The sequence below is a fragment of the Spirochaetia bacterium 38H-sp genome (assembly GCA_039023545.1).
In the GTDB taxonomy this organism is placed as follows: Bacteria; Spirochaetota; Spirochaetia; order Winmispirales; family Winmispiraceae; genus Rarispira; species Rarispira pelagica.
This window is the reverse complement of record JBCHKQ010000004.1, coordinates 148,570-175,425: the sequence shown is the minus strand read 5'-3', so window position 1 is coordinate 175,425 and position 26,856 is coordinate 148,570. Positions and strand designations below refer to the sequence as shown.

The following is a 26,856-nucleotide window of genomic DNA, read 5'->3' as shown; positions in this document are numbered from 1 at the left end:
CCTCTTGCATATTTCTTATTACTGCCGTATTCTATGTGTAGGGGGTCCTATGGCTGATAATTCTAATATCCAGCTTGTTACTTTTCAGCTCGGCAATGAGTTTTATGGTGTAGATATTTTTGATGTCAAGGAGATTCAAAGGTTGCATGAGATACGGCCTATCCCTAATGCGCCGCCTTTTATTGAAGGGATTTTTAAGTTGAGGCGAGATATTCTTCCTGTGATTAATTTGCATAGGCGTTTTAATATAGAGTCTCCGGAGTTGTCCGAGGAGGACAGGTTGCTCAGTGGTATTTTGATTCTTGAGGTTTCCAATAATAGAATTGGCATTATTATAGATAAGGTTTTGCGTGTTGTTTCTATTGAGCGTTCAAGGATTCAGCCTCCGCCTGAGGTTTTTACTGGTATAGGGACGGAGTATATTGAGGGTGTTGTGCATCAAGAGGATGGGTATCTTATTGTGCTTGATGTTCATAGGCTTTTTAGTCCCAAGGAGTTGCGTCAGATAGAGCGTTCTATTGGTAAGTAGGGGGTGTGTGTTGATTCCTGTGTTTAGGCCTACGGTGAGAAGGGTGGATATGGAGGCTGTGCTGTATCAGCTTGTAGAGGATGCGCTGGCGCCGGGTGAGGTTTCGGAGGCGTTTGCCGATGGGCTTGCGGATTTTTGTGGTGCTTCCCAGGGGGTTGTTCTACGGGATTTGGAGAGGGCTATTTCTCTTGTGTGTGATTCGCTTGGACTTGTTTCTGGAGATAAGGTTGCTGTTATGCCTCTTTTGTCTTCTGTGTATGGCAATGTTTTTGTATCAAGGGGGATTGATGTTGTTTTTGTGGATGTTGTGCCTTCTTCCGGTTTCCCTGTATCTTTTGATGGACTGGATGGGGTAAAGGCTGTCTTTTGGGGTATTCCTCTTGGGGTTGTGCCTGATATGTCTTTTTTTTCCTCTTTAGGTGTGCCTCTTGTGATGGACTTGTCTCAGGGGCTGGGTGCTTTGTGGAATGGAGAGTCTGTTGGTGGTTTTGCTGATTTTGTTGTTGTTTCTTTGGAAGAGTCTGGGATTATTACTTCTGCAGGGGGAGCTTTTGCAGGTGTGGTTTCCAGAAAATTTGTTTCTGGATTTAAGGGTGCTGTTGCGAGTCTCCCGTCTTTTTATTTTTTGTCCGATATGAATGCTGCCTTGGGTAAGACGCAGCTTGCTCAGTTTGATTTTTTTATTTCCAAAAGAAGGGAGATTTTTGATTTCTTTACTTCTGCTCTTATGCAGTCTAGACATTCGGGTTTTGGCCCTGGGGCAGATGGGGGAACTGATGTGCCTTTTTCTTTTCCTGTTGTTCTTTCTTCTTCTATCAAGGATGTTATGGTCTATGCAAAGAAGCAGGGAGTTGAGGTTATGAGGATTTTTGGGGATAGTTTATGGTCGGGGTTTGAGTCGGATGTGTTCTGTAAGGGTGCTGAGTTGCTTGTGTCTTCGTGCATTGTTTTCCCTTTGTATCCTCTGTTATCTCATGAGTCTGTTGAGTTGATTTCCAGGGTGATTGCTACGTTACCGTAGGTGTTTTTATGTGCAGGGTTTTGATTGTTGCTAATTTATCCAAGTCTCTTGCCCATGATATTCTCTCTGATGTGAGAGATCGTTTGTCTTCTGCTGGTTGTGTTGTGGATGTCTGGAGTGATTCTAAGGTTTTTGATTTTTCTTCTTATTCTCTTGCTGTTTCCATAGGTGGGGATGGTACTGTGTTGTTTGCTTCTAGATTGCTTGCGGGGTCTGATGTGCCTCTTCTTCCTATAAATGCGGGCAGGTTAGGTTTTCTTGCTGAGTCTGGTAGAGATGAGTGGTGGTCTCTTTTTGATAACTGGAGAGAGGGGCGGGCTTTACCTGTAGAGCGGCTTATGTTGAGTGTTTCTGTTGTACGCAAGGATGGTGTTGTCCGTGATTTTGTTGCTCTTAACGATGTTGTTGTGTCTTCTCAGGGGATTTCTAAGATTGTAAAGCTTTCTGTTGAGCTGCATGGTTGTATGATGGGGGAGTACCATGCTGATGGTATTATTATTGCTACTCCTACTGGTTCTACTGCATATTCTGCCGCAGCTGGAGGGGCTATTTTGCATCCTGATGTTGAGGCGTTTATTATTACTCCTATTTGTGCTTTTTCTCTTGCCAGCAGGCCTGTTGTTACTCCTGCAAGGGAGCCTGTATGTGTGAGGGTTATGAATGAGCAGAGAAGCGATGTTATGCTCACGATAGATGGGCAGGAGGTTTTTTCTCTTCTTCCCGGTGATGTTATTAGAGTTGAGGATAGGGGGGTCAGGGCTAAGGTGCTTCTTCTTGGGTCTCTTTCTTTTTATGAGCTTTTGAGAACCAAGTTGAGATGGTCAGGAGGGCCTGTTTATGCTTGAACAGCTTTCTATAAGAAATTATGCTATTATAGACGAGCTTGTTGTGGATTTTTTTCCTGGCTTCACTGTTATAACGGGTGAAACTGGTGCTGGAAAGTCCGTATTTATAGGTGCTCTCTCTGTTTTGGTGGGAGAGCGTGTCGCTTCTGATGTCATAAGGAGTGGTGCCGATTTTGCAGAGGTTTCTGCTGTCTTTAATGTAGCTAATAATAATGATGCTTTATTATGGCTTTCTGGGCGGGATATAGCGTTTGAGGATGGTCTTGTTATCGTAAGACGTGTTATAAAAAAGACGGGTAGGAGTTCTGCTTTTATATCCGGGGTCAGCGTTTCTGCTTCTGATCTTGCAGAGTTTACGTCTTTTCTTGTGGACATACATGGACAACATGAGCATCAATCTCTATTTAAACCGGATAGTCAGAGAAGATATCTTGATTCTTTTGCAGGGCTAGATGATGAGCTTGCAAGGTATTCTTCTCTTTTTAATGATTTTGTTTCTACCAAAAACAGGCTTGATGAGCTTGTTGCCAGAGGGGATAATTTGGAGAAGGAAAGAGAGCTTCTTGAGTTTTCTGTAAAGGAGATTGAAGGAGCTTCTCTTGTCGAAGGTGAAGATGAAGAGTTGGATCGCGAGCTAGCTGTTTTATCCAATATGGAAAAGATTTTTTCCGATTTGTCCGATTTTTTTTATCTGGCAGGGGATGATGGGCATGGTGTTTTGCCTGGTCTCAAGCGTATGTTACGACTTCTTGATAGTGTTGCAGGGTTTGATTCTTCTATTAAGGAGTTGTATTCCAGATTGGAAAGTGCATTTTATGAGGTTGAGGATGTTGTAGAACAGCTTTCTTCTTACAGGGATGGTCTTTCTTTTTCTCCTGAGAGGCTTGAGCAGTGTTCCGAGCGTATTGCACAGATTCAGAAGCTCAAGCGTAAATATGGAGATTCTATCCCTGAGATTCTTTCGTATCTTGAAAATGCCCAAAAAAGACTTGAGGAAGTTGTTTCTTACGATGATGATATTATGCAGTTGGAGAAGAAGGTTTCCGAGCTAAGACGTGGTGTTTTTGAAATGGCCAAACAAATATCCGCTTTGAGAAATGCGGCTGCTTCTGATTCTTCTGCAAAGATTGAAGATATTGTAAAAACTCTAGGAATGACTAAGGCAAGGTTTAAGATAGATGTTTCTCCTCGCATATCGGAAAAGGGTGTTCCGCTGTGTAACCCCTCCGGTATGGATACTGTTGAATTTCTTATTGCACCTAATGCCGGAGAGGATTTTAAACCTCTTAGGAAAATTGCTTCTGGAGGTGAGCTTTCTAGGGTTATGCTTGCCATAAAAACCCTTATGGCAAAGGCAGATTCCATTTCTACAATTATTTTTGATGAGGTGGATACAGGTATTGGAGGTGAGGTAGCTATAGCTGTTGGTAAGCATCTTTCTGAGCTTGCTAAAGATAAGCAGGTTTTTTGTATTACTCATATTGCTTCCATTGCTTCCAGAGCAGATAGGCATCTTTTTGTTAGCAAGAGAGTTGAATCTAATGCCACTTATACCGATATAAGTTATATAAAAAAAGAGGAAAGGGAAAAGGAAATAGCAAGGATGCTTTCTGGCGATTCGGAAAATCCTGTTTCCTTGGAGCATGCCAGGGCTTTGCTTGAGAGATATCAAGGAGTAAAAGGTGGCTAAAGTTTCAGAAGAGGCAAAGCAAATATATGCTAATAGGATTCAGAAATATAAGAATATATTGGATAAGCTTTCGTCAAGAGAAAAAAACCTAGAGTCTGTTATAGCATCTTCTGACTCTGGTTTTGAGGTTCAGAGATTTGCTCTGTCTGAGCTTCTTATCAACAAGGTGTCGTTTTATCTTCTCATGAATGCTTTGTCAGAACAGTTGCTGGGAATAAAAAATGATGGTTTTTTAAATGAAGCAAGAAAACTTTGCTCTGTTTCTATTATGCGGATAGAAGATGTGGTTTCTTCTTCTATTGATCCGCCTCTTAGTGAGTTAAAGGGGAGGTGGGATGCTATTATGGGAATTAATGATATTGAGAGATTCAGACTGATAAATAAATTGGGGTTTTCTTTAGCAAGTGTTAAGGATGCCTTTGGGGAGGTTTCCAAGTGGAAATGGGCTTTTGTGGATCTTGAGGCCAGATTTGCAGTTGTTTCAAAAAATATTCTTGATTTGCGTGAAATTGTTGCTAAGCTTGATCCTAGGATTGATGGATATAGAGAGCGCCTGTTGTATGTGGATATGGTAAAGCGTCTTCTTGCTCAGGCTGCTGATCGCTATAGAGAAAGATATGAGCTTTCTACTCAGAGACTTGATGATTTTAGAAAGGCGATACTTTTTCTGGAAAGTTATAAGAGGTTTAATCAGATTCTGGGAAATAAGGAAGAGGTAGAAAGTACAAATAGAAAAATAGATGTTTGGAAGACAAAAATGGAAGATGATGAAAAGCGAGCTAAAAATTCCTGATTTTAATCTGGCTTTATTTCTGAGAGGACATCGCCTGGAAAAAGACTTCCCAATGTTTCTGTTATTATTTTATTTTCTTTTGCATTATAACATATTATAGGTGTATCTTTTTTCATAAATTCTGACATAACCTGTCTGCATGCTCCGCAAGGGTAAAGAGTATTTTCTACGTTTGCGCTGTATATGGCAAGAGCTTTTATTCCTTTATGTTTTCCTAGTACATAGTTGAATATGGCTGTTCTTTCTGCGCATATTGTTAGTCCGTATGATCTGTTTTCTATATTGGCTCCCAGTATGATTTCTCCTTCCATTGTTTCTATTGCACAACCTACATTTATCTTTGAGTATGGGGCGTATGCTTTTTTGCTGGCTTCTTTAGCCTTTTCCATAAGCTTTATTTTTTCCATATTTACCTCTTGTTGACATCTTATGTTTCGTTATTATAGGATAATTCAAAAGCTAAATATTATAAAGGCATATATGAGAGATATTCTTTTATGGTTACTTGTTTTGTTCTGCTTCTCTTTTTTTATTTTCCCGTATCATTTAGGAGATGAAATATTTTTTTCTATTGAAGCAAAAACCGACGTGACGGATACCAATCACTCCAAGGATAATGCTTATTATGCCGATAGTTGGAGTTATATGTATTCTGGTGTTGCGGGTGTAGTGGATTGGAATTTAAAAAGTTGGATAGAGAAAAAAATAGATAATGGAGCTGCTTCTTCGCATTTTTATATAATAGAAGACAACGGACAATGGATAATTAAAGATTGGGAAGATAGAAAGGTAGGAAGTTTTCTGAAACAGGGAAGACCTTTTTTTTATGACAGTAGTAGTCCTTATGTTTTTTTTATCGATGATTCCGGAAAGTTTATTAAGAGACTTAATTTGGATAATTGGATCATAAATTCTTATGTGTATCCAGGTGTTGTAACTGCTTTTACTGCTCCATCCGATAATGTTGTTTCTGCTGTCGTAGGGGGAGATGTTTATTGGGATACTCCCAGCAACTCTTATAAAATAACTGTTTCCAATACTGGTGAGTCCATTGTGTATGGATTGGCACTGAGCGATGATTATAAGTATCTTGCTCTTGTGGAAGGATTTAAGAAGCAGTATGTTCGTGTTTATTCTATTACAGAAGGAAAACCAAAAGAAATATGGAATACTGTTTTGAGCGGAGTACTTAAACGTCCTGTATATATTACGGTGTCTAATGGTAGAGTTGTAGTAGAAGAGAAGAACGGCATGTTGATAAAGAACATAAATACAAACGAGGAGATAAGATTTGATATAAAAAGTCTATTGAGATTTTATAATGTGGAGAGCCTAAAACTTGATTTTGTGGTTTCTCAAGAAAATAATAGTATGGTTCTTTCTGCTATAAAAAATAATAAAGTATTATTTTCGTCTGTATTATCGGATTTAAGAGTTATCCCCGGATATAAAGAAAATAAATTCATGTTTTTTTCAAAAAAAGGTTTTTTTTTGATTGCAATAAAAAAAACGGGTGATAGAATATGAGAAGCAAAATCCTAATGTTTTTTTTTGTTTCTAGTTTTGCATTTTCCATAGAGTGGCCTGGTTCTTATCAGAATGTCAATGTGTTTTTTGGCCAGTTTTATACTAATAATTTTTCCCACCTTTCTTCGGGCTTAATTTTTAATTCTAACTATCCTGTGGATATCGCTATTCCAGGTGAACTCGTTTTTTATTATGATTCAAAAAGAAGCGTTATACCTTATTTTAAAGATAGTTCTTCTATAATATATAATGGTGATGGTCTTTATTCTTGTTATATGGGCTTATCTGTGGCAGAAGATTCCGGTTTTCTATCAGAATTTACTGAGCTGGGTGTTCCCATTTCTGATATATATTATATGGAATTCTATGATACCAATAAAAAAATGGTGATGAATCCTTTATTGCTTTTACCTCGTATTCCTGTGAATGCTAAGCCAAAAGCAGTGGTGGAATCTTTTTCTATTGTATCAGATGACGGGAGAGAAATTATTCTTGATAAATATAAAGATAATTTTCTTCCTATTGGTACTTGGAAAATGAGACTCAAAGCCTATTATGTTTCTGATAATATCAAATTACCATGGTATAAGATTTCGGTATTCCTTGAAGGTCTTGAGATAGCGTATTTTGAAATGAGTTCTGTTTTTATTTTTGCCGGGAATATGTCTGTTGTATCTTCACGGCCGTCCGACGAAATTTTTGATTCTGCTGGTAACTTTATTTTGGGAGAATTTAGATTTCTTCCCGGAAAACAGAGTTTGAAGATAGTCCTAGAGGATATTAATGGTAGTGTAGATTATCAATATTATAGTCTTATAGTAAAATAGCCGGGAGTATGTATGACAAAAACTTTTTCTACTCGTCCTTCTAATGAGCCAAAAAGGCATATTGATTGTTATGTATGTGGTTCAGCCGAAAGGCGGATGTTTTGGCAAATAGAGTCCGCAAGCTATGTGAAATGTAAAAAATGCGGATTTGTATATCAGTATCCACAGCCTGTTCCAGATGCACTTGCAGGTAGATATGATGATTCCTATTTTGAGTACGAAATTGAGAATGAAAGCAATTTTTTTGATCTGATGTTAAAGGGCCTAAATGATATTCGGTTTTTTGATGAGTTGGAAAGTTTAATTAAGGTGAAGCGTATTTTGGATATAGGCTGTGCTACAGGGAAACTGCTCTCCTTTTTTAAGTCACGGGGATGGGACGCTTACGGTATAGAAATATGTCATCAGTCTGCAGAATATGCAAGAAAAAATTATGGTCTGGAAATATTAGAAACACCAGTTGAGAGTGTTGATATAGAAAATGAATATTTTGGATTTATTCATTCTTCTCATGTAATAGAACATGTGCCATCTCCGGTAGCCTTTTTGTCTGCAATTTATAGATTGCTTGTACCCGGAGGTTATGCTGTTATTGTTACTCCTAATGTTGAAGGTTTTCAGGCTTTGCTCCTACGTGAGAAGTGGAGGTCTGCTATTCCAGATCATACTTTTTTGTTTTCAAAGCATACTCTTCTTTCTATTTTGGAAAAACAAGGGTTTGAAATAGTTGCATGGAAAACATGGGGAGGCATTGCAAAAGGTATTGTTCCTACTTTCATTAAGAAACCTTTTGATATTATGGCAAAACTATTGGGTTTTGGAGATGTTATGCTATTCCTTATAAGAAAACCAACTGTTGATTTATAAGTTACTTGACACTATGAAAATCTTTTCTTTAGGATAAAAGATATGGATAGGAAAGCGTTAGAAAGCCTTGATTCCGAGATTTTGATTGATATTGCAAAAAAGAGGAAAATAAAAGTCAGAGATGATATCTCAAGAGAATCCTTGATAGAACAGATACTCGATGATTGTAATGATAGACGGGAAGAATTGGATGATATAGAAAATGCTCCGATGCGTGTGGAGCAGAGAAAATATGACGTATTGATAGATGAAGAACTCTACAATAATTTGGAAGAAAAGAAATTACCAGATTTAAAAGGAGAGTCGTTCTTTAGACTTCTTATCAGAGATCCTGTTTGGGCCTTTTGCTATTGGAATGTAAAGGATACTATTCTGGAGGAACTGTTATCAAATGAAGATTTTTCTGGGTTTTTCCTAAAGGTATATCAATATAAAAAAAATGATAAGGATTCCTCTCTTGACAGTTATGTGATTCCTGTCAGTACTGATGATGATTCCTATTATTTTAGCATTGTACAGGGATATTCTTATCAGGTATCGTTGGTAACTCAGGAAATGGATAAAGAAAATGTGATCCTTACCTCAAATATTATTGACGTGCCCTCCGTGCAGATAAAACCTAAGAATGATAATGACTTTAATCTTGATTCCGATATTCTTATTTCTTTATCTGCAATAGATACCAGAGAGGAGTTTCTTGCTATTCAGTCGCCTTTTGAATCCTCTTCGTCTTTTTCCTCAGTTGATTTTTATATTACAGGTGATTGATTATGAATAAAGGATATTTATTGTTACATCTTCATGCTCATCTTCCGTTTGTAAGGCATCCTGAGTACGATAGGTTTTTAGAGGAATTATGGCTGTTTGAGGCAATTTCGGAAACTTATCTTCCTCTACTTAGAATGTTTGCTAGGCTGGATAAGGATTCTGTACCTTTTTCTATTTCCATGACTATAACCCCTACTCTTGCGGCAATGCTCAGGGATTCTCTTCTTCAGGAAAGATATGTAAAGCATCTAGAACTTCTTCTAGAGCTGGGGGAAAGGGAGAAAATAAGAGTAAGAGGGAATTCTGAGCTTGAAAAGCTGGTTGATATGTATATCAATCTATTTTCACAAAATCTTGAGGATTATGAAAGATTATATCATAGAGATTTATTATCTGCTTTTAACAAATATAGGAAAAAAGGCTATATAGAAATAGTTGCAAGTGCCGCCACACATGCATATCTTCCTTTGTTTGAGATCTTTCCTAATAATATAAAAGCTCAAATAAATATTGGTATAAATGAGCATAAGGAAAATTTTACTCAACAGCCACAAGGTTTTTGGCTTCCTGAGTGTGGATATACACCTGGACTGGAAAATATTCTAGCAGATGGAAATATAAAATATTTTTTTGTAGCTTCACATGCCATACTATTTGCAGAAAAAAGACCACAATATGGGGTTTTTGCTCCGATTGTTACACCTTCTGGAGTTTTTGCATTTGGCAGGGATCCTCATTCTGCAAAAGCTGTCTGGTCCCAAAAACATGGCTATCCTGCTGATGTAGTATATCGTGATTTTTATCAGGATATAGGATATCAACTTGATATGGATGATATATCTTTCTTTTTCCCTGATGGCAAAAGTAGGGTTTTTACTGGTTACAAGTATAATGCGATAACAGGTAATACCTACAATAAAGATATCTATAATCCTGAGGCTGCGGAAAAAAAAGCAAAAGAACATGCACATCTTTTTATAACACAAAAAAGAGAGCAGATACGACAGATAAATAAACATATGCCTTTTTCTCCTGTTATAACCTGTCCTTATGATGCAGAATTATTTGGACACTGGTGGTTTGAGGGATTGGCATGGTTAGAAGAGGTTATAAGGCTTGCTGCAGAAGACGATGTGTTAGAAATAGCATCTCCATCTTCTTATCTTTCTAATAACTTTGAATTTCAGGAGAACCTTCCCTCTTTTTCAAGCTGGGGAACAAAAGGCTACTCCGAAGTATGGTTGGATGGCAAAAATGATTGGATATACAGATATCTCCATCATGCAATAGAAAAGATGCAAGATCTTGCTTTGCGATTTTCTGATGCCGAAGGATTGAGAGCTCGAGCACTTAATCAAGCAGCTAGAGAAATATTGTTATCGCAAGCTTCAGATTGGCCTTTCATCATTAGGAATGGGACTATGGTTCCCTATGCCGAAAAAAGAATAAAAGAACATCTATTCTACTTTTATGAGATTTACGCTTCTTTTAGCAGAGGCGAGATTCCTACAGAATTGATAACCACACGGGAGAAGAAATATCCTCTATTTGGTAATATAGATTATCGAATATTTATCGGTGATAATATAAGCACACTTTAGCAAAAAAATTGGAATAATTTATAAAATATATAAAAAACTGAACGCCCTACTCAACATGTGTTGAGTAGGGCGTTGTATTATCGGAAGAAAACTACATTAAAACACAAATCCGAAGTTGACAAATGATATAGATGGTATAATATGAATTTTGTGGGAAAAAGTGGTAAAAAATAGGAGGAAGTGGTAAAAGGGTATGGTTACGGGGGAATTTAGGAATGCTCTTGATGATAAAGGCAGGCTCCTTATACCGGCAAAATTAAGGTCATCCATAGCAGGAGAAAGTCTTGTTCTTACCCGTGGCCTTGACAGATGCTTATGGTTGTTTCCACCTGATGAGTGGAATAAAATATCAGAAAAATTATTAACCACTATATCTCCTTTTCAACAAAAAGCGCGATTAATACAAAGACGAATTGTAGCACCTGCACAGGAAATAGAAATTGATAAGGCGGGAAGAATAACAATCCCTCAGGCTATGAGAGAGTTTGCAGGGTTTGAGAAAGATATTCTTATTCTTGGAATTCAGAAATATATAGAATTATGGGATGTTTCTGAATATGAAAAATATTGGGATGAGCATGAAGATGAATTTAATGAAGCAGCAGAGGAAATCGGCGACTCATTGCTTTTTTGAGGTAGTATGAAAGACGTAGTACACATACCTGTTATGAGAACAGAAGTGCTTTCTCTTCTTATTGGTCAGAATAATTCTTCTGGTCTTGTTATTGATGCTACCTTGGGAGCCGGAGGCCATTCTGAGGCTTTATTGGAGAAATATCCGGATATAAGAATTGTAGGTATTGATGCTGATGAGGGCATGCTGGGATTAGCAAAAAAGCGATTGAAAAAATATGGAAATAGAATAGATTTTGTTCATGGGTGGTTTGATGATGTTCTTACAGAATTATCCACACAATGCAGTGTTTCTGCAATACTCATGGATTTAGGCGTATCAGTATTCCATTATCAGAGCTCTGGGAGGGGCTTTTCCATGTTTAAGGATGAGCCGCTTGATATGCGGCTCTTTCCTGGGCATGGTATTACAGCAGAAGAAATCCTTATGACAAAAACAGAAGAAGAATTGGTTAGCATTTTTTCGGATTTCGGAGAGGTGAGATTTGCCAAGACCATAGCAAAAAGTATCATAAAACACAGAAGAAACAATAATATAAGAACTGCAAAAGAACTGGCTGATATAGTTTTTAATAGTGTTCCTTCTCGATTTCGACATGGCAGAATCCATCCTGCAACGCAGGTTTTTCAATCTTTAAGAATAGCTGTAAACAATGAGCTTTCAAGACTAGACAGGGCTTTGTCTCTATCAATGTCTTTATTGCATGATTATGGACGATGCGCTGTTATTTCTTTTCATTCTCTTGAAGATAGAATTGTAAAGAGATTTTTTAAACAGAATTCAAATAAAGATAATGATATGTATTTTAATATTATAACAAAAAAACCTCTTGTCCCTACTGAGGATGAAATAAAAAATAATCCTCCTTCGAGGAGCGCTAAGTTAAGAGTTGCTGAGTTGGTATTATGTAAAGATGGGGTTAAACATGAGAATGTTTAAATATATTGCTACTGTTTCTATTCTTATTTTGTTCTCATTGCTTATTTTTCAATCCTATAAGTATCAGGAATTAGAAAAAAAGCTTCTAGAAATTCAGCAAAAACAAGAAGAACTTGTGGAAGAGAATAAACGCTTAATTGCTGCCATAGAGGTAATGAGTTCTCCGCAAAGGATAGAAAAGATAGCAAAGGACGGTCTTGGATTAGAAAAGGTGGATAGAAATAAGATTATAACAATTGAGGTTAAATAATAATATGGCAATAGATTCTTTTTTTATGGATATAATAAAGATCTCAAAAATAGTATCAGGAAAATTGTATAATATATCAGGTTCAAAATTAACAGTAGAAGATGTTGTTATTAATTCCAGAGAAGCTGCTCCCGGTAAATTATTTGTCCCTCTAAAAGGTAAGAATACAGATGGTCATTTTTATATAGAAGAAGCATTTTCCAAAGGTGCTCCATGTTCTCTCGTAGATGAGTCGTTTTTTAGAATGGCTGGTGCGGCAATATTAAGATATGCTGCAACTAATAGAGCTTCTTTTATTGTTGTTTCTGATACCCTTTCTGCTTTGCAGAGTATAGCAGAATTCTATATGAGTCATATAAATGCTCCTCTTAGAATAGGTGTGTCTGGTAGTAATGGTAAAACAACAACAAAAGAAATGTTGGCCTCTGTAATAAAACAGGAAATAGGTGCTATTGCCTATACAAAAGGAAATCTGAATTCCGAGATAGGGCTTCCTTTGTCTGTATTGAGAATGCCAAAAAAGTCAAAATGCTTAATACTGGAAATGGGTGTTGATCATCCGGGAGAAATGGATAGGTTGGTCAAGATTGTTAGGCCTAATCTAGCAGTAATAACAGGTATAGGAACAGCGCATTTGGGAGCTTTTGGCACAAGAGAAAATATTGCGCTAGAGAAAAAGAAGATTTTCTCCTATTTTGGTAGTAGTTCCACTGGTCTTATTCCAGAAGATGAAGATATGTTTGATCTATTAAAAGAGGGATGTTCTGGAAATATTTCTAAATATGGCTTTTTATCTACAAAAGGATTGCAAGCGTGGAAAGATGATGGATTAAATGGCGTTTCTCTTGTCTGGGAGGGGCTTGAGATAAGGATACCTGTGCCGGGTAGACATATAGTAAAAAATGCTCTCGGTGTAATAAAAATGGCAAAAACAATTGGTCTTTCTAACAAAAATATCGCTGCGGGCCTTTCTGAGTATCGGCCTTTGTTTGGTCGCTGGCAGGTTGTAAAAGGTGATATAACAGTTATTCTTGATTGTTATAATTCCAATCCTGATTCTCTCAAGGCTTCTTTATCTACCTTTTCGGATATAAAAAGCAATGTAAGAAAAAAAATAGTTGTTATAGGTGATATGTTGGAATTAGGGGATGGGGAAGATAGATTTCATCAAGAGATAGGAGAGTATGTTTCTTCTCTTGATATTGATGTGTTTATTTTTGTGGGGCAGAGAATGCGTCTTGCTTTTGAGAAGATGGGAGATACTAATATGTGTTTTCATTTTGATTCTGCAGAAGAGGCTAGAAAAACTCTGGAAGATATTTCTTCTTCTGGTGATGTTATTCTATGTAAGGGGTCAAGAGCTATGGAACTTGAAAGGACTGTGAAGAATATTGTAGAAGGAGCTGTTAATGCTTAAGGAATTGTTTTATCCGCTTGTAAAGTATTTTACACCTTTTAATGTTTTTCAATATATAACCTTTAGGGCAGCTTATGCTGCAATAACTTCTCTTCTTCTTTCTTTTGTCTTAGGTCCATGGGTGATAGAAAAATTGAGAAAGCTAAAAGCAGGAGAAGAAATACGAGAACTGGGGCCTAGCACTCATAAAAGCAAGAGTGGAACTCCTACAATGGGAGGACTGTTTATTGTTTTTTCCACTGTTTTTTCTGTTCTTCTGTGGCAGGATATACATTATCCATTTACATGGGTTCTTGTAGCATCTTTGCTCTCTTTTGGTTTATTGGGCTTTATAGATGATTACCTAAAAGTTTTCAAAAAGAACAAAGAGGGATTAAGAGCAAGTATTAAGTTTATAGGGCAGATTTTAATTTCATTGGTTTTAACTGGGCTTATTCTGTTGTTTTCTAATGAGTATTCTACTCTCTTATATTTACCTTTTATAAAAACTCCTGTAATTAATTTATCGTATTGGTATGTTCCTCTGGCAGTAATGTTTGTAGTTGGTTATTCTAATGCTGTCAATTTAACAGATGGTCTTGACGGGCTTGCTGCAGGGCTTGTTATTTTTGTGGGGTTTGCTCTTGCTATTTTTGCATATTTAACAGGAAGGGTGGATTTTTCGGAGTATTTGCAAATTCCTTATATTTCTGGTGCAGGTGAATTATCTGTTTTTGCCTTAGCTCTTGTGGGGGCCTGCGTAGGTTTTTTATGGTTTAATTGTCATCCTGCAGAGGTTATGATGGGAGATACTGGAAGCCTAAGTATAGGAGGTACTTTGGCTGTTTTTTCTATGCTCATAAAAAAGGAAATTCTCCTTTTAATTGTTGGCGGAGTATTTATTTTGGAAACGCTATCTGTGATTTTACAGGTTCTATCTTATAAGCTGAGAAATGGAAAGAGAATTTTTAAAATGGCACCATTACATCACCATTTTGAGCTTTCTGGATGGCCGGAGAGCAAGGTTGTTATAAGGATGTGGATACTGGGTGGACTATTTGCAATTATTGGGCTTTCTACATTAAAGGTACAGTGAGGAGATATGCTAGCTAGAGGCTTTGTTCCTGAGGAGATTCATAAGACAAAACAGTCTCATTCGATAGGTTGGTTGGTTTTTGTTTTATGTTTTGTTGGATTGGTTTTCCTTTTCTCTGCTTCGTATTACAGATCGGAATTGTTGTTCGGTAATCCGTACTATTTTTTTAAACAGCAATTTATAAGAATGATAATTGGTGCTGTCTTTGCGTTTATAATATCTAAGGTTAATTTTGAATCTTTAACGAGATTTTTACCGCTTTTAATACTTTTAAATATATTATTGTTGATACTTACTTTTATACCAGGAATAGGTGTCTCTTTTTGGGGGGCTAATAGATGGATAATAATTGCAGGAATTTCGTTTCAACCATCCGAGTTTGCAAAATTTACTCTGGTTTTCTACCTTGCTTATATTTTAAGTAAAAAGAAAGATGCTTTTGACGAGCCTTTTACTTCTATTATTCCTCCGGCAATTGTTATTTTTATTTTTTCTTTTCTTGTGTATTTGCAAAACGATTTTTCAACAGCTATTTTTCTGTTGTTTATAGGAGCTTTTATGCTTTTTATTGCAGGAGTTCCTATACGATATTTCTTATATTTTATTGTTGTTGCCTTGCCTTTGTTGCTTATTTTGCTTTTCACAAAGGAACATCGAGTATTGAGATTGATTACTTTTCTTGATCCTTCTAGAGATCCAGATGGTACTGGATATCAGATTCAGGTATCTATGCGGGCTATGTCGGAAGGAGGGCTTTGGGGTAAAGGAATAGGTGCCGGTGATTTTAAGTTTGGTATTTTGCCAGAAGCTCATTCTGATTTTGTTTTTAGTATCTTTGCAGAGGAGATGGGGTTTGTTGGGGTGTTAGTTGTCTTTGCTCTGTTTTCCATTTTTGCAGTTAGAGCTTTTTCTGTATCTATTAATCAGGAATCTTTTTTTTACCGGATGCTTGGTTTTGGTTCTATCTTTACTATCGTATTACAGGTTTTATTGAATATTTCTGTTGTCAGCGGGTTGCTTCCTACCACAGGTATTCCCTTGCCTTTCTTTTCTGCTGGAGGTTCTTCTGCTTTGATAACTCTTGCTCTCTGTGGTCTGATAATTAATATATCAAAAAGTTCAGAAGGGGGATGGAATGTCTGACCACGTGTGGCATTTTGAATATGTTTCAGGAAAAAGAGGCTCTGTAAAGAATACTAAGAAAAATTCAATCTTAACCGGATTTTTACTTATTATTTTTTTGCTTATCATTATTATTGTAAGAGGGGTTCTTGTCCCCAGGTTTAGAATAGAAAAGATATTTATAGATAGCAATTTGAATGTGTCTAATGAAGAAATACTGGAGAGAGCGGGTCTAAGTACTGAGAGTGTTCTGTATTTCTCTGTTGATACATATGTTATAGAGAAACGATTGGCGGAGTGGCCTAAGGTTAAAGAAGTTGAGGTCGAAAAATTCTTTCCTAATGCTTTGAAAATTTCTATTAGCTCCAGAGAGCCTTTAGTATATCTTCTGGTTGAAAATGATGGAATAATTTTCCCTGCAGTGTGTGATGATGAGGGGATTGTTTTTGATGCCGGAAAAAATATGAGATATGAGGGAATGCCGGTAATAAGCGGGATAGGCTTTAAGAATTTTATTGTTGGTGCAAAGCTTCCTGATGTTATTATTGCCTTTATGAAGAATCTAAAAGGAGTTAAAGAATCCAATCCTGAGCTTTTTGCTCTTATTTCCGAGTTAAGATTTATAAAAAGAGGGGATTATAGTTTTGATTATTTTATATATTTCAAAGGCATCAGGCTGCCTGTACTTGTTAATAATGATATTTCGGAATCAATGTTAAAATATGCATTATTGATAGTTGATGTGGTTTCTTCTAAAGTTGATTTTAAAAAAATAGAGTATATAGATTTGAGGGGGAATATTGTCAGTTATAAGCTAAGGAGCAATATCTGATGAGTGTATTTGCTGGTCTTGATATTGGTACGACTCAGATAAGGGTCGTTGTGAGCGGAATAACAGAAAAAAACTCGTTGGATTTTCTTGGTACGGGTATAGCTTCTTCTACCGGCTTAAGACAGGGGGTAATAATTAACCTAGATGATACTATAGCTGCTGTGTCAGAAGCTATAGAGGCTGCTGTTCTTGAGTCGGGGTATGAAGTGGAGGATCTTTTTGTTGGAGTTTCCGGTCCAAGGATAGAATCCGTAAATTCCAAAGGTGTAGTTGCAATATCTTCCAAGGGAAAGGAAAGAAAGGTCTCTGATGATGATATAAAACGAGTTGTAGAGGCTGCAAAAGCAATAGTTATTCCTGTTGATAGAGAAATTTTGCATTCTATAGTAAGGGAATACAAGGTGGATGACAAGGATAAAATAAAGCAGCCCTTAAACATATTGGGAGTAAGATTGGAGGCTGATACCCATATTATTACTGCACCTGTATCTTATTCTCATAATATTATTAATTGTGTTAAAAGAAGCGGCTATGAGGTTAGTGCCATATTTTTGAATGTTTTTGCAGCTGGACGAGCTGTTATAACTACTGAGGAAATGGAGCTGGGAGTTATTCATATAGATATAGGGGGAGGGAGTACCGGGGTTGTTGCTTATGTAGATGGTGCTCCTTTTTCTACTTTTGTTTTGCCTGTTGGCGGAAATAATGTATCGTATGATATTTTTGATGTTTTTAAGATACCGTTTCTTGCTGCTGATAAAATAAAAATCACTTATGGAACCTGCTATCCTCCTATGGTGGATAGAGATGAGCCTATTCTTGTCCCTTCCAGTGGAGGCGGACCTGCATATGAGGTTTCTCTAAAGATGCTTTCCGAGGTTGCAGAAGCTAGAATGGCTGAAATTTTTGAAATAATACGAGATAAACTTGATAGGCAAGAGATAACTAAAAGAATAGGTGGAGGAGTAGTTATAACTGGAGGCGGGGCATTACTCAATGGTACTGCTGAGCTTGCCTCCAATATATTTGGTGTGCCTGCACGTATTGGCTATCCCATGGGAATTTCCAATTTGCCGGATAGTGTTATGTCTCCGTCATATGCTACTTGTGTGGGGCTGGCTTTGTTGGGAAAAGATTTGTTTTTACAATATGGTTATGATGCTGGTAAGGATAAGAAGTCTTCTGTCTTTGCCGGTTTTAAACAATGGCTTAGAAATTTTTTTGAATGACTCTTTTTGAGTTTGGGAGGGGAAATGAAGATAAAATTGGATGACGAGCTTTCTTTAAATCCTACTAAGATAAAAGTACTAGGTGTAGGAGGTGGTGGTTGTAACGCTGTTGATACGATGATAAAAGAATCTGTATCTGGTGTTGATTTTATTGCTTGTAACACAGATATACAGGCATTATCATTGTCAGAGGCTCCATTTAAACTTCCACTGGGAAAGAAGATCACAAAAGGTCTAGGTGCTGGCGGAGATCCCGAAATAGGCAGGCAGGCTGCGGAAGAGGACTCGGATAAAATACGTGCTGTTCTTGAAAGTAGTGACATGGTTTTTATTACTGCGGGAATGGGCGGAGGTACGGGTACCGGGGCTGCTCCTGTTATTGCAAGTATAGCAGCAGAAATGGGAGTTCTCTGCGTTGGGGTTGTTACAAAGCCTTTTGCCTTTGAGGGTAAGAAAAAAGCTAAGCTGGCCAGCGAAGGAATAAAGAAAATGAGAGAGTATGTGGATACTCTCATTGTTGTGCCTAATGAAAATCTTTTTAAAACAGCTAAGCAAGGTACAAAGGTTAGTGAAGCTTTTGAGATGGTTGATGGTGTTTTGAGAGATGCTGTGCAGGGGATATCGGATTTAATAACCAGGCCCGGCAAGATAAATATAGATTTTGCAGATGTTAAGCGTGTTATGAGAAATAAAGGCTATGCTCTTATGGGTACGGGGAGTGCATCCGGAGCTAATAGAGCTATAGATGCTATAACCTCTGCTATAAACAATCCTTTATTGGAGAATATACAGCTGGAAAAGGCTAAAGGGCTTCTTATAAATATATCTTGCAGTTCTGATTTTACTCTTAAGGAATATGCTGATATTATGGACATAATCAATACCAATAACAATACTGATGATGATTTTGAGATGATTATTGGTACTTCTATAGATTCCTCTCTTGGAGAGGTTGTGAAAGTTACTGTGGTTGCTGCGGGTTTTGCAGGTTCTCATGAAGATGTTGTTGATGATAGCAAAAAAAAACCTAGTACTGCAGGAGAATATTTGACTCTTGATAAATGGGATAAGGTGATACGAGGTGAACAGGAGCCAGGAGAAAGAGTTGATTTGTTTTCTGGAAGTATAGATTCTGGAAATAGTGAGCTTGATATTCCGGCTATTTTCAGAAGAAGGAGTAGGAAATAGTCATTATGACAAAATCTTTGCCTGTATTTAATGAGTTAATTCATAGGAAAATATTTCTTGCTTTTAGGACATATTTGCTGGCAGAGCTGTCTTTGTCAAAAAAAACTCTGGAAACTTATGAACCTGTTTATACTGATTTTCTGCTCTGGATTGAAAGGAGTGGACAGTCTGTTATTGATGTCACATCTCTTGATTGTGAAAAGTATATAAGGCATATCGGTACTGATAGAAATAATTCTCCTAGAACTATTGCCAAAAAAGTAAGTGCATTGAGAGCTGTTTTTAGATTCATAGTCATGTCTGGTTTTAGAGCAGATAACCCTATCGAAAGTGTAGATATTCCTAAAGCGGCGGCTATCCTGCCAGCTGTTATGGAGCAAAGTGAAATAGATTTGCTATTGGATTCTATAGATACTACTACGCCTATCGGTGTACGAGACAGATGCATGCTGGAGCTCATGTACTCCTGTGGGTTAAGAATATCTGAGCTATGCAATATAAAAATGTCAGATATTTTTATTGCGGATAGATTCTTGAGAATTATTGGCAAAGGAAACAAGGAACGTCTTGTTCCTTTTGGAAAAGAGGCAAAGATATGGCTTATTGACTATATGGAAGTGGCAAGACCGTTTTTATCAGGAAATAAGATAAGGAACAATTTCTTATTTTTATCTGTCAGAGGAGATAAAATAAGCAGAAAATCCGTATGGGTTAGGTTTAATAAAATAGTTTCTGCTTTGGGGCTCAATGCAAAACCGCATGCATTAAGGCATTCTTGTGCTACTCATATGTTGCATGGTGGAGCTAATTTGAGAGAGGTGCAGGAGTTCTTGGGGCATTCTGATATTTCTACTACACAGATATATACTCATGTTGATATAGGTAGACTTTCTTCTTTTCATAAGCAATATCATCCACGGGGAAAATTATGAAAAAAGTAATTATTTTTTTATTTTTTGTACTTTTATTTTTTACAGCATGTAATAATTCTACTGTTGATAATGATTTTGATAATTTTATACTTCTTGAGCCTAAGATAGAGAGAGAGGAAATCCTGTCCAATTCTGATAGAATAGAAGAATTAAAGTCCAAGATAAAAAAGCATAAGGAAGCTATAGATAGGACAGTACAAGCTACAGGTGACTTGGGGATAGTTTATAAACTTCTTGCTATAGAATATATGCAGCGTGAGATGTATGGACCTGCCAAGGAAGCTCTGGAGAATGCCATAAATATTTTTCCTGAGAATCCGGTTCTGTTTCAGATGGCGGGAGTATGTTCTGCTAGGCTTGCTAAATCAAAGATGGATCCAGCAGAGAGAGAAAGGCTGTTTTCTCTTTCTATATCTTATTATAAACGAGCTCTTGAGTTGGATCCTAGATTGAAGGATGCTTTATATGGTATTTCTGTTGTTTATATCTTTGAAAAAAATGAACCTTCCTCTGCTATTGATTATCTTACTAAGCTTGTGTCCATAGATCCTTCGTTTATTGAAGCAAGATTTTTACTGGCTAGGGCCTATTATATGATGAGAAATATGGATGCTTCTGTAGATCAGTATATGTATATAATAAAAAATAGCAAGAATAAGGATGAGGTGGAGAAAGCCAAGGAGAATTTAAATATTATTACAAACAACAAGTGAGTAATTAGGGTATGAGTGAGAAAGAGTTTTTATTGTTATGTTCCATACATCTCATTAATGTTATTTCCACAGAAGAGAAATTGCGATTGTTGAGTAATTTGTCTTCTGTGGATGATTTTTTACATCTTTCTCATTCTGATGTTGAGGGTATTATAAATAGAAAAATTCCTAGGGCTAAAATCTGTGTTGATCTTCTTATGGCAAGGGCGGAAAGAGAATTGAAAATTATGAAAGTAAAGAATTTTGATTGGACTTATATTAATGCTGATAATTATCCTGTTTTGCTTAGGAATTCTTTTGATCCTCCTTTTATGCTTTTTTATATTGGCTGCCTTGAACTCAATACAGATTTTATTTTATCTATTGTTGGAACCAGAAAGCCTACTCTTACTGCTTCCAGAGTTGCTTATTCTTTTGCCAGGGATGTTGTTGTGGAAGGGGGAATAGTCGTATCCGGACTTGCAAATGGTATTGATACTTCTGCTCATAAAGGAGCTGTAGAGGGTGGTGGAAAGACTTTTGCTGTTTTGGGTTCCGGTATAGATAATATTTATCCTGTTACAAACAGAAGATTGTCTCAGAAGATTGTAGAAAATGGTGGTGCTATTTTGAGCGAGTATGTGCCTTCTGCTGTAGCAAAAAAGTATTGTTTTCCTCAGAGGAATAGAATAATAGCTTGTCTTTCCCGAGGAACACTTGTGGTTGAGGCTCCTAAAAAATCAGGAGCTCTTATTACTGCCGAATATGCTCTTGACGAAGGGCGGGATGTATTTATTCCTGCTAATGTTCCGGAGGGGGGTAATTCCGAAGGGACTTATGATTTGCTGGAAAATGGTGCTATGAGTGTAGTTTCTGTATATGAAATAATGAAAGAATGGAATGTTTTGTCTCATTCTCATGAGAAAAATAAAAATAATTATAATCATCCTAAAGACAAGAATAATGGTTTTTCCAATCCTGGTTCTGTTCTTGCTTCTATGATGGAAAAGGAGTTGGATGGAAAGATTGTAAGACATAAGGGTGATATTATTGAGGGGTAGTATTATGGGAAAGTCAGCTAAAGGGTCCTCAAATAAAAAGGGTACAAATAAAAAAAATAAAAAGATAAATACTCTTCTTATTGTGGAGTCGCCTGCTAAGGCTTCTACTATAGAGAAGTATTTGGGGCCGGGATATAAGGTTGAGGCTTCCAAGGGACATCTTATTGATTTGCCCAAATCCAGACTTGCTGTGGATATCAATAATTCTTTTGAGCCGGAGTATATTACTGTAAGGGGAAAAGCTGAGATTCTAAGGAATTTAATAAAGCAGGCTAAGGAGGCTGGTCATGTTATGCTTGCTTCTGATAATGATAGAGAGGGTGAAGCTATTTCTTTTCATATAAAGAATGCTATAGAAAAGAAATATCCGGATGTAAAGATCGAAAGAATAGTTTTTAATGAAATCACGCCTTCTGCAATAAGGGCTGCTGTCGAGAATCCCGGAGATATAGATGAGAATAAGGTTGATGCTCAGAAATCAAGAAGGGTTCTTGATCGTTTAGTGGGATATAATCTGTCTCCTATATTATGGAAGAAGGTTAAAAATGGTCTGTCTGCAGGAAGAGTGCAGTCTGTTGCTCTCAGATTGATATGTGAGAGGGAGAAGGAGGTAGAATCCTTTGTTCCAGAAGAGTATTGGTCTCTGGATGTTATTTTAAGGAAAGATAAGAAAAGATTTAATGCTGTGCTTGTAAATTACAAGGATAAGAAGCCTGATTTTAAAACTAAGGCTGATGCTGATGCGGTTATAGAGCAGCTTAGGGATAAGTCATTTACTGTTATTTCTGTTAGGGAGGTTTTAAAGCAGAATAAGCCTAAACCTCCTTTTACTACTTCTCAGCTTCAACAGGTTGCTGCAAACAGGTTGGGGTATAATGCAAGAAAAACGATGCAAATAGCCCAGAGACTGTACGAGGGTGTCTCTGTTGGTAGTACTCGTGTTGGTCTCATAACATATATGAGAACTGACTCAACAAGAATTTCCGAGACTGCAATAAGTGCTGTAAGGGATTTTATTGGAAAAACTTATCCGGATGCTTTGCCTGAGAAGCCTCGTTATTATAGTAAGGGAGGAAATGCTCAGGATGCACACGAGGCTATACGTCCTACTTTTGTGGAGTATACTCCCGATTATCTTAAGAATTATTTGTCCCGCGATGAGCATAGATTGTATTCTATTATATGGGAAAGATTTGTCGCATCACAGATGAATAATTCTTCTGTAAAAACTGTTTCTGTTGATATTGGTGCTGGAGAGGCTGTTTTTAGAACTGGTTTTTCTGAGGTTGTTGATAAAGGGTTTTTGGCTGCTTTGTCTTTACTTAAGCCTGCTGATGAAAAAAAGTCTATTCCTGTTTTAAATGAGGGTGATAGTCTTAAACTGGAAGAATTTATTCCTGAGCAGCATTTTACTTCTGGTCCAAGCCGATATACTGATGCTACTATAGTTAAGGCTATGGAGGAGCTTGGTATTGGTCGTCCTTCTACCTATGCTCCTACTATTTCTGTGCTGTTTGATAGGTTTTATGTACAGAGAAAGAATAAGCAGATAGTTCCTACTGCTCTAGGAAAGATGGTTAATGATATTCTTGTTTCTTCTTTTCCTGATGTTCTTGATGTGGATTTTACTGCAAGGATGGAATCTCGCTTGGATATGGTGGAGTCAGGCGAGGAAAAATGGGTGGATATGATTTCTGATTTCTTTTTTCCTTTTAAAGAGAAGGTTGAGCATGTTATGGAGCATCTTGAGTCTGTAAAGGTGTCTATGGATGAAGAGACAGGTGAGGTTTGTCCTAAATGTGGAAGGCCTATGGTTAAGAAGATTGGTAGATATGGATATTTTATTGCCTGCACTGGTTTTCCTGAGTGTAGATATACTATGCCTATCCCTGTGGCTGATTGTCCTGTTGATGGCTGTGGAGGTAAGATTGTGGAAAGAAAGTCAAGGGGAAAAAGAGGGCGAACTTTCTATGGTTGTACTAATTATCCTGATTGTACTTTCTTGAGTCCTTATCCTCTTACAGATGTAAGGTGTCCGACTTGTGGTTGGCCTCTTGTAGAGAAGTCTCAAAAGGGTGATTCTGTCAAGGTTTGCATAAATCCTGATTGTGATTATCTCCATGATGGGGATGCTGTTTCTTCTGTATCGGCTCTTAAACATGAGGTTTCTGCGGAGGGTGGTGATGAAGAGTGATGTAGAGCTTATAGATGAGTTTCTTGATTATATCAGAGATATAAAGGGAGCCTCTGAGGCGACCGTTCGGTCTTATAAAAATGATTTGTACAAGGTTTTTTCTTTTTTATCAGGTTTGGACTTGGGGTTTTTATCGGCTTCTAGGGGAGATTTTAGGTCGTTTGTCTCTGAGATGAGTTTAAATGGTATTTCTCCTAGGTCTGTTAATCGCTGTCTTTCTACTCTCCGGAATTTTTATAGGTTTTTGAGAAAACGGGGATTGAGAGATGATAGTCCTTTGGAGGGGGTCAGGTCTGTTAAGGTTGCAAGGGTGCTGCCGGAGTTTTTACTTGAGAGCGAGGTGGAGCAGCTTCTTGATGTTAATGGGGATGATTTTATTTCTGTGAGAGATAAGGCTATGCTTGAGTTATTGTATTCTACGGGTTGTCGTGTTGCTGAGCTTGTGTCTGTCCGTAGAGGTGATGTGATGGGAGGGAAGGACTGGATTCTTATACGGGGAAAGGGTAATAAGGAAAGGATTGTTTTTATCGGAGATTTTGCGCGGTCTGCCTTAGATAGGTATATTCCTTTGCGCGATGCTTTGTTGTCACGGTTGGGGAAGGATGAGTGTGAAGTTCTTTTTGTTAATTCTAGGGGAGGGGCTCTTAGTCCCAGAGGGGTTTTCTATCTTTTGCAGAAAAGGGCTGCAGAAAAGGGGATTGTAAAGAAGATTAGTCCTCATACTTTGAGGCATAGTTTTGCTACTCATATATTGTCGAGAGGGGCTGATATAAGAGTGGTTCAGGAGATGTTGGGGCATTCCAGTCTTTCTACTACTCAGGTTTATACTCATCTTGATTTTAATTCTTTAAAAAGGGTGTATGATGTTTCTCACCCGCATTCTGGGAGGAATGGTCATGAGTGATAAGATAAGAAGTACTACTATTATTGCTGTAAGAAGGGATGGTCGCTTTGCTATGGCCGGTGATGGTCAGGTCACTATGGGGGCGACTGTTATGAAAGGTAATGCAAAAAAAATCAGAAGGCTTTATGATGGTCAGGTCCTTGTTGGTTTTGCAGGGGCTACTGCGGATGCTTTTACTTTGTTTGAGCGTTTTGAGGCTAAACTTAAGGAGTTTTCCGGTGATGTTTTGCGTTCTGCTGTTGCTCTTGCTAAGGATTGGAGAACGGATAGGATGTTGAGACGGCTTGAGGCTCTTTTGCTTGTCGGAGATAAGGAAAAAACTTTTCTTCTTTCGGGTACAGGTGATGTTATAGAACCGGAGGATGGTATTGTTGCAATAGGGTCTGGCGGTCCTTATGCTCAGGCTGCCGCAAGAGCTCTCATGGAGAATACCGAACTTTCTGCTGCTGATATTGCAGATAAGGCCATAAGGATTGCTGCTTCTATATGTATTTATACCAATAATAATATTGTTTTGGAGGAACTTTGATGACAAAACTTGAGAATTTGACTCCCAGAGAGATTGTTGCAGAGCTGAGTAAATATATTATAGGTCAGGAGCAGGCAAAAAAGGTTGTTGCTATTGCTCTCAGAAACAGATGGAGAAGAAAGCAACTGCCTAAGGAATTAAAGGATGAGATTGCTCCCAAGAATATTATAATGATTGGTCCTACGGGTGTTGGTAAGACAGAGATTGCAAGAAGGATTTCTAAGTTAACAGGGGCTCCCTTTTTAAAAGTGGAGGCAACAAAGTATACCGAGGTTGGTTATGTTGGCAGAGATGTGGAGTCCATGATTAGAGATCTCATGAGTGTTGCTGTTTCTATGGTAAAGGCAGAGTTGCAGGATTCTGTGATGGAGGATGCAGAAAAGAGAACCGAAGAAAAGTTGCTTGACCTTCTGTTGCCTGGTAATGCCAAGGATTCTTCTGTTGTATCCCCGGATACCAGAGAGAAGTTTAGACGAATGTTGAGAGCTGGTGAGCTGGATGATAAGGTCGTTGAGATTAGTGTAAAGAAAAAATCGATACCTGCAATAGAGATTTTTTCTGGTTCTAATTTTGAAGAGATAGGAATGAGTCTTGGGGGTGTTGCAGGGTTGTTTGGCGGGGAGAAGAAGAAGAGGCTTCCTGTTAAACAAGCAAGGGAGATATTAATTGCAGAAGAGGTGGATAAGCTTATAGATCACGATCAGGTTGCTGATATTGCAAGAGGTAGAGTAGAAGATAGTGGTATTGTTTTTATTGACGAAATAGATAAGATTGCTGCTAAGGAGAGTAAAACCGGTGTTGATGTGTCCAGAGAGGGAGTGCAGAGAGACTTGCTTCCCATAATAGAGGGAGCAAAGGTCAATACTAAGTATGGTATTATAGATACTTCTCATATTTTATTTATTGCTGCTGGTGCTTTCCATATTAGTAAGCCAAGTGATTTGATTCCAGAGTTGCAGGGAAGATTTCCTCTAAGGGTTGAACTTGAGCCTCTTGGTAAAGATGATTTTTTAAAGATTCTTACACAACCTCAAAATGCTCTTATAAAACAATATACAGAGCTGCTTAAGACAGAGGATGTTGAGCTTGATTTTTCGCAGGACGCGTTGGAAGAGATCGCTCTTGTAGCAGAGATGGTCAATTCTAAAACAGAAAATATAGGAGCAAGGCGTTTGCATACTATAATGGAAGTTATTCTGGAAGATGTTTCTTTTGCTGGACCTGAAATAAAGGGACAGAAAATTCCAATAACAAGAGAATATGTGAGAGAGAGACTTGATAAGGTGGTTTCCAATGAGGATGTGTCAAGATATATATTGTGATTTTTATTTATCGAATTTTTGTTTTTTCCGATAAGTAAAGATGAGTTTTGTTTTGGGAGGTTTTTAAT

Annotated in this window: 27 protein-coding genes; 26 read left to right on the top strand and 1 reads right to left on the bottom strand. The window is 37.5% G+C overall.

Annotated elements, in window-relative coordinates:
• The first annotated feature begins 49 nt into the window (after nucleotides 1-49).
• Genes WKV44_09075 through WKV44_09055 form a run of 5 tightly spaced genes read left to right on the top strand, consistent with a single transcriptional unit; the run spans nucleotide 50 to nucleotide 4,878 of the window.
• Nucleotides 50-529, top strand: a complete 480-nt coding sequence (locus tag WKV44_09075; GenBank protein MEM5948694.1) for a chemotaxis protein CheW — start codon at nucleotides 50-52, stop codon at nucleotides 527-529.
• 7 nt (nucleotides 530-536) lie between these two features.
• Nucleotides 537-1,550, top strand: coding sequence for a DegT/DnrJ/EryC1/StrS family aminotransferase (locus WKV44_09070; protein ID MEM5948693.1), 1,014 nt, complete (start codon nucleotides 537-539; stop codon nucleotides 1,548-1,550).
• 8 nt (nucleotides 1,551-1,558) lie between these two features.
• A complete protein-coding gene (locus WKV44_09065) occupies nucleotides 1,559-2,395 on the top strand; it encodes an NAD(+)/NADH kinase (protein MEM5948692.1) in 837 nt (278 codons plus the stop codon).
• Complete coding sequence (gene recN, locus WKV44_09060) at nucleotides 2,388-4,085, top strand: DNA repair protein RecN (GenBank protein MEM5948691.1); 1,698 nt, start codon at nucleotides 2,388-2,390, stop codon at nucleotides 4,083-4,085. Before WKV44_09065 ends, recN begins: the two co-directional genes overlap by 8 nt.
• On the top strand, nucleotides 4,078-4,878 hold the full coding sequence (locus WKV44_09055) for a hypothetical protein (protein ID MEM5948690.1): 801 nt from the start codon (nucleotides 4,078-4,080) through the stop codon (nucleotides 4,876-4,878). Before recN ends, WKV44_09055 begins: the two co-directional genes overlap by 8 nt.
• 2 nt (nucleotides 4,879-4,880) lie before the next feature.
• Here WKV44_09055 and cdd read toward each other — a convergent pair whose 3' ends face one another.
• The gene (gene cdd / locus WKV44_09050) at nucleotides 4,881-5,285 is read right to left on the bottom strand and encodes a cytidine deaminase (protein MEM5948689.1); all 405 of its coding nucleotides are present in this window, start codon (nucleotides 5,283-5,285) and stop codon (nucleotides 4,881-4,883) included.
• A 73-nt stretch (nucleotides 5,286-5,358) separates the two neighbouring features.
• On the opposite strand from cdd, the gene WKV44_09045 reads away from it, so the two are divergent.
• From WKV44_09045 to hslU, 21 genes are all read left to right on the top strand, one after another.
• Nucleotides 5,359-6,405, top strand: coding sequence for a hypothetical protein (locus WKV44_09045; GenBank protein MEM5948688.1), 1,047 nt, complete (start codon nucleotides 5,359-5,361; stop codon nucleotides 6,403-6,405).
• On the top strand, nucleotides 6,402-7,232 hold the full coding sequence (locus WKV44_09040) for a hypothetical protein (GenBank protein MEM5948687.1): 831 nt from the start codon (nucleotides 6,402-6,404) through the stop codon (nucleotides 7,230-7,232). Before WKV44_09045 ends, WKV44_09040 begins: the two co-directional genes overlap by 4 nt.
• A 12-nt stretch (nucleotides 7,233-7,244) precedes the next feature.
• Entirely contained in the window at nucleotides 7,245-8,099 is an 855-nt protein-coding gene (locus WKV44_09035; protein ID MEM5948686.1) for a class I SAM-dependent methyltransferase, read from the top strand.
• Nucleotides 8,100-8,141: 42 nt separating this feature from the next.
• On the top strand, nucleotides 8,142-8,867 hold the full coding sequence (locus WKV44_09030) for a DUF4912 domain-containing protein (protein ID MEM5948685.1): 726 nt from the start codon (nucleotides 8,142-8,144) through the stop codon (nucleotides 8,865-8,867).
• Between the two features lie 2 nt (nucleotides 8,868-8,869).
• A complete protein-coding gene (locus WKV44_09025) occupies nucleotides 8,870-10,468 on the top strand; it encodes a 1,4-alpha-glucan branching protein domain-containing protein (GenBank protein ID MEM5948684.1) in 1,599 nt (532 codons plus the stop codon).
• Between the two features lie 193 nt (nucleotides 10,469-10,661).
• Nucleotides 10,662-11,102, top strand: a complete 441-nt coding sequence (mraZ, locus tag WKV44_09020; protein MEM5948683.1) for a division/cell wall cluster transcriptional repressor MraZ — start codon at nucleotides 10,662-10,664, stop codon at nucleotides 11,100-11,102.
• Between the two features lie 6 nt (nucleotides 11,103-11,108).
• A complete protein-coding gene (rsmH, locus tag WKV44_09015; GenBank protein MEM5948682.1) occupies nucleotides 11,109-12,041 on the top strand; it encodes a 16S rRNA (cytosine(1402)-N(4))-methyltransferase RsmH in 933 nt (310 codons plus the stop codon).
• Nucleotides 12,028-12,291, top strand: coding sequence for a cell division protein FtsL (ftsL, locus tag WKV44_09010; GenBank protein MEM5948681.1), 264 nt, complete (start codon nucleotides 12,028-12,030; stop codon nucleotides 12,289-12,291). Before rsmH ends, ftsL begins: the two co-directional genes overlap by 14 nt.
• A gap of 25 nt (nucleotides 12,292-12,316) precedes the next feature.
• Nucleotides 12,317-13,708, top strand: coding sequence for a UDP-N-acetylmuramoyl-tripeptide--D-alanyl-D-alanine ligase (murF, locus tag WKV44_09005; protein ID MEM5948680.1), 1,392 nt, complete (start codon nucleotides 12,317-12,319; stop codon nucleotides 13,706-13,708).
• Nucleotides 13,701-14,783: a phospho-N-acetylmuramoyl-pentapeptide-transferase gene (mraY, locus tag WKV44_09000; protein MEM5948679.1), complete on the top strand. Its 1,083-nt coding sequence runs from the start codon at nucleotides 13,701-13,703 to the stop codon at nucleotides 14,781-14,783. Before murF ends, mraY begins: the two co-directional genes overlap by 8 nt.
• A 6-nt stretch (nucleotides 14,784-14,789) precedes the next feature.
• On the top strand, nucleotides 14,790-15,926 hold the full coding sequence (gene ftsW / locus WKV44_08995; GenBank protein MEM5948678.1) for a putative lipid II flippase FtsW: 1,137 nt from the start codon (nucleotides 14,790-14,792) through the stop codon (nucleotides 15,924-15,926).
• On the top strand, nucleotides 15,919-16,737 hold the full coding sequence (locus WKV44_08990) for an FtsQ-type POTRA domain-containing protein (GenBank protein ID MEM5948677.1): 819 nt from the start codon (nucleotides 15,919-15,921) through the stop codon (nucleotides 16,735-16,737). The genes ftsW and WKV44_08990 overlap by 8 nt, the downstream gene beginning before the upstream one ends.
• On the top strand, nucleotides 16,737-17,966 hold the full coding sequence (gene ftsA, locus WKV44_08985) for a cell division protein FtsA (protein MEM5948676.1): 1,230 nt from the start codon (nucleotides 16,737-16,739) through the stop codon (nucleotides 17,964-17,966). Before WKV44_08990 ends, ftsA begins: the two co-directional genes overlap by 1 nt.
• A gap of 24 nt (nucleotides 17,967-17,990) precedes the next feature.
• Complete coding sequence (gene ftsZ / locus WKV44_08980; GenBank protein MEM5948675.1) at nucleotides 17,991-19,154, top strand: cell division protein FtsZ; 1,164 nt, start codon at nucleotides 17,991-17,993, stop codon at nucleotides 19,152-19,154.
• A 5-nt stretch (nucleotides 19,155-19,159) separates the two neighbouring features.
• Complete coding sequence (locus WKV44_08975) at nucleotides 19,160-20,086, top strand: tyrosine recombinase (protein MEM5948674.1); 927 nt, start codon at nucleotides 19,160-19,162, stop codon at nucleotides 20,084-20,086.
• On the top strand, nucleotides 20,083-20,799 hold the full coding sequence (locus WKV44_08970) for a hypothetical protein (GenBank protein ID MEM5948673.1): 717 nt from the start codon (nucleotides 20,083-20,085) through the stop codon (nucleotides 20,797-20,799). The genes WKV44_08975 and WKV44_08970 overlap by 4 nt, the downstream gene beginning before the upstream one ends.
• Nucleotides 20,800-20,810: 11 nt before the next feature.
• The gene (gene dprA, locus WKV44_08965) at nucleotides 20,811-21,839 is read left to right on the top strand and encodes a DNA-processing protein DprA (GenBank protein MEM5948672.1); all 1,029 of its coding nucleotides are present in this window, start codon (nucleotides 20,811-20,813) and stop codon (nucleotides 21,837-21,839) included.
• A 4-nt stretch (nucleotides 21,840-21,843) separates the two neighbouring features.
• Nucleotides 21,844-24,033, top strand: coding sequence for a type I DNA topoisomerase (gene topA, locus WKV44_08960; protein MEM5948671.1), 2,190 nt, complete (start codon nucleotides 21,844-21,846; stop codon nucleotides 24,031-24,033).
• Nucleotides 24,023-24,937 (top strand): site-specific tyrosine recombinase/integron integrase, encoded by a 915-nt coding sequence (xerA, locus tag WKV44_08955; protein ID MEM5948670.1) that lies wholly within the window; start codon nucleotides 24,023-24,025, stop codon nucleotides 24,935-24,937. Before topA ends, xerA begins: the two co-directional genes overlap by 11 nt.
• Nucleotides 24,930-25,466 (top strand): ATP-dependent protease subunit HslV, encoded by a 537-nt coding sequence (hslV, locus tag WKV44_08950; protein ID MEM5948669.1) that lies wholly within the window; start codon nucleotides 24,930-24,932, stop codon nucleotides 25,464-25,466. Before xerA ends, hslV begins: the two co-directional genes overlap by 8 nt.
• Entirely contained in the window at nucleotides 25,466-26,788 is a 1,323-nt protein-coding gene (hslU, locus tag WKV44_08945; protein ID MEM5948668.1) for an ATP-dependent protease ATPase subunit HslU, read from the top strand. Before hslV ends, hslU begins: the two co-directional genes overlap by 1 nt.
• Nucleotides 26,789-26,856 lie beyond the last annotated feature (68 nt).